This window comes from Gordonibacter sp. (assembly GCF_036667095.1).
GTDB lineage: Bacteria > Actinomycetota > Coriobacteriia > Coriobacteriales > Eggerthellaceae > Gordonibacter.
Window position 1 is genome coordinate 1 of sequence record NZ_JAVWUP010000289.1, and the last position, 2518, is coordinate 2518.

Sequence of the window (2518 nt, forward strand, 5' to 3'; positions counted from 1 at the left end):
TGTCGCCGAAGGTGTACATCGGTGTTGGCATCTCTGGGCAGATGCAGCACATGGTAGGCGTAAATCGTGCACAGACCATCTTTGCAATCAACAAGGACAAGAACGCACCCATCTTCAAACAGTGCGACTACGGTTTGGTGGGCGACGTAAAGACCGTTCTGCCCGCCTTGTGCGCAGCACTCTAAAAGCATGCTAGGAAGGGGTTGTTATTGCAGCTCCATTCTTGGACAGGAAAGGATGAAAAGTGTCTGAAACCGATTTCGACATCATCGTTGTAGGCTCGGGATGCGCCGGCGCCGTAGCGGCCTATACGGCTGCTACGGCTGGCAAGAGCGTCCTTGTGGTTGAGCGCGGCAACTTTGCTGGTGCAAAGAATATGACGGGCGGGCGTATCTACTCACACTCACTCAAGAAGGTCTTCCCGGACTTCGAGCGGGATGCCCCGTTGGAGCGCAAGATCACCCACGAGCGCATTTCTATGCTCGACGTGCGCTCAAACATGACCATAGACTTTACCAGTGACGAGTTGGCGGAGGAGGGCAAGGACTCCTACACGGTGCTACGCGCTCCGTTCGACCAGTGGCTGGCCTCGAAGGCCGAAGATGCCGGGGCTGAGTACATCTGTGGCATTGCCGTCGAGGAGCTTATCAAGGACGGTGCGGGTCGGGTCGTGGGGGTGCGCGCAGGCGAGGACGAGATCACCGCGCAGGTGGTGATCCTCGCCGAAGGCGTTAACACGCTGCTTGCCGAGAAGTGTCTGGGCAATCCCCGTCCGAAGGCGAGCCAGATGGCCGTAGGTATTAAGCAGGTATTTGAGTTGCCGGCTGAACGTATCGAGGATCGCTTCCTTTGTCCAGAAGGGGAGGGTTCGGCCATGCTCTTTGTGGGGGATTGTACGCACGGCAACGTTGGTGGCGGCTTTTTGTACACCAACAAAAACTCCATCTCACTCGGCCTCGTGGCTACCATTTCCACGGCGGCTGACGCGCCGAACCCCTACCCTGTATACCAGATGCTTGAGGATTTCAAGCAGCATCCAGCCGTGGCTCCCATTATTCGCGGCGCGAAGCTCGTGGAGCACTCTGGACACATGGTGCCCGAGGGCGGCTACGACATGGTGCCGAAGTACGTGTTCGACGGCTGTCTTGTCGCGGGCGAGACGGCGGGTCTGTGCATGAACATGGGCTACCAGGTGCGCGGCATGGACTTCGCCGTGGCCAGCGGCCGCATGGCCGCCGAGGCTGCCGTCGTCGCAATTGACAAGGGTGACGTCTCCGAAGGGGGGCTGGTTTCCTACAAAACCAAAATGGAAGACTCCTTCGTCATTCAGGATCTTAAGACCTTCAGCAAGTGGCCCCGCGTCATGGAGCATTGGGACTCGATGTTTAACGATTACCCCGTTATGGTGAAGGAAATTTTTAATGCTATGTTCAGCGTGGACGGGCGTCCTCAAAGGCCGCTTATGAAGCGCATGATGCCCATCGTGAAGAAGCGCGGCCTGCTCAAGCTGGCCGGAGAGGTGAGGAAGGCGGTGAAGTCGCTGTGAGTAAGGTCAATGAGATTACGGTCAACGTCGACGAGTTCTTGGCTATCGACAAATACGAGGTGGATGAGGGGAGAGCGCACATCGAGTTGGCGGAAGATCCCGATACGGAGGAGTTTCTGAAGCTCGTGCGAGTGTGCCCGGCGGCGCTCTATAAGATTGACGAATCCGGAACCAAGTCCTTCGATTACGCCGGCTGTTTGGAGTGCGGCACCTGTCGTATCGCATGCGAGGGCACTATCGTTGAGAGGTGGGAGAACCCTCAGCCTACCATGGGCGTGGAGTACCGTTTCGGCTAGTTGCGTCGACTGAAGTAGAATTTCAGAAATGTAGAGGAATCTAAAAAATAGGTTGGATTGAAGTTCGCGGCATTATTAAATTGAATATTGGCTATTCACATTAAGATACCCCGCATTTGCATTTGATAAATGTGGGGTATTTTTTAATGTTTCGGTATTAGCATAAATCTTGCCAAAAGCGCTCGACCGCAATGAATTGTCGACTGTCGCGAACGACCATCCATAATGGTTTTTCATGGACGGCAAACTATGCTACAGGATTTTCATGCTAGAAAACAGGCTTGGATAACCCCGATGCAAATTTTGAATAGCCCTACACCCAAAACGTTGTTCGTATTCCGTGCCCTGAATGTGTCCCACCAACATTGGTATTTACCATATACTGCCATTTCGTTAGATACTCATGCATATCGAAAATACGCCGAATAAGGAAAGTCAAAACTTATTGGTCAGACAGTCGATTCCCAAAGCTGTTTTACGCATTTATGCGAAATCGGAATTCAAAAGAAAGGAGCATCGGGTAGGTCTATAAATAAAGGAGTAGGATATTTAAGGAGGAAACTGGTGGATAAGGAATTTTTTGAGAACGCGATTAAGAACTTTCCAAGCGGTCCGATTGAGTACGCCAATCTGGCTCAGATCAAACCGGAAGTATTCGAAGAGCGCCATGTAAAGC

The 2518-nt window shown here is 52.9% G+C and carries 3 protein-coding genes; all 3 read left to right on the plus strand.

The annotated features are described in order from the left end of the window. Nucleotides 1-185 (plus strand): FAD-binding protein (locus tag RR842_RS13810; RefSeq protein ID WP_332730161.1); only part of this gene is annotated, 185 nt, incomplete at its 5' end. 59 nt (nt 186-244) lie between these two features. Further along, nucleotides 245-1546: an FAD-dependent oxidoreductase gene (locus RR842_RS13815; RefSeq protein WP_332730162.1), complete on the plus strand. Its 1302-nt coding sequence runs from the start codon at nt 245-247 to the stop codon at nt 1544-1546. Continuing rightward, nucleotides 1543-1842: a ferredoxin family protein gene (locus tag RR842_RS13820; protein WP_332730163.1), complete on the plus strand. Its 300-nt coding sequence runs from the start codon at nt 1543-1545 to the stop codon at nt 1840-1842. Before RR842_RS13815 ends, RR842_RS13820 begins: the two co-directional genes overlap by 4 nt. Nucleotides 1843-2518 lie beyond the last annotated feature (676 nt).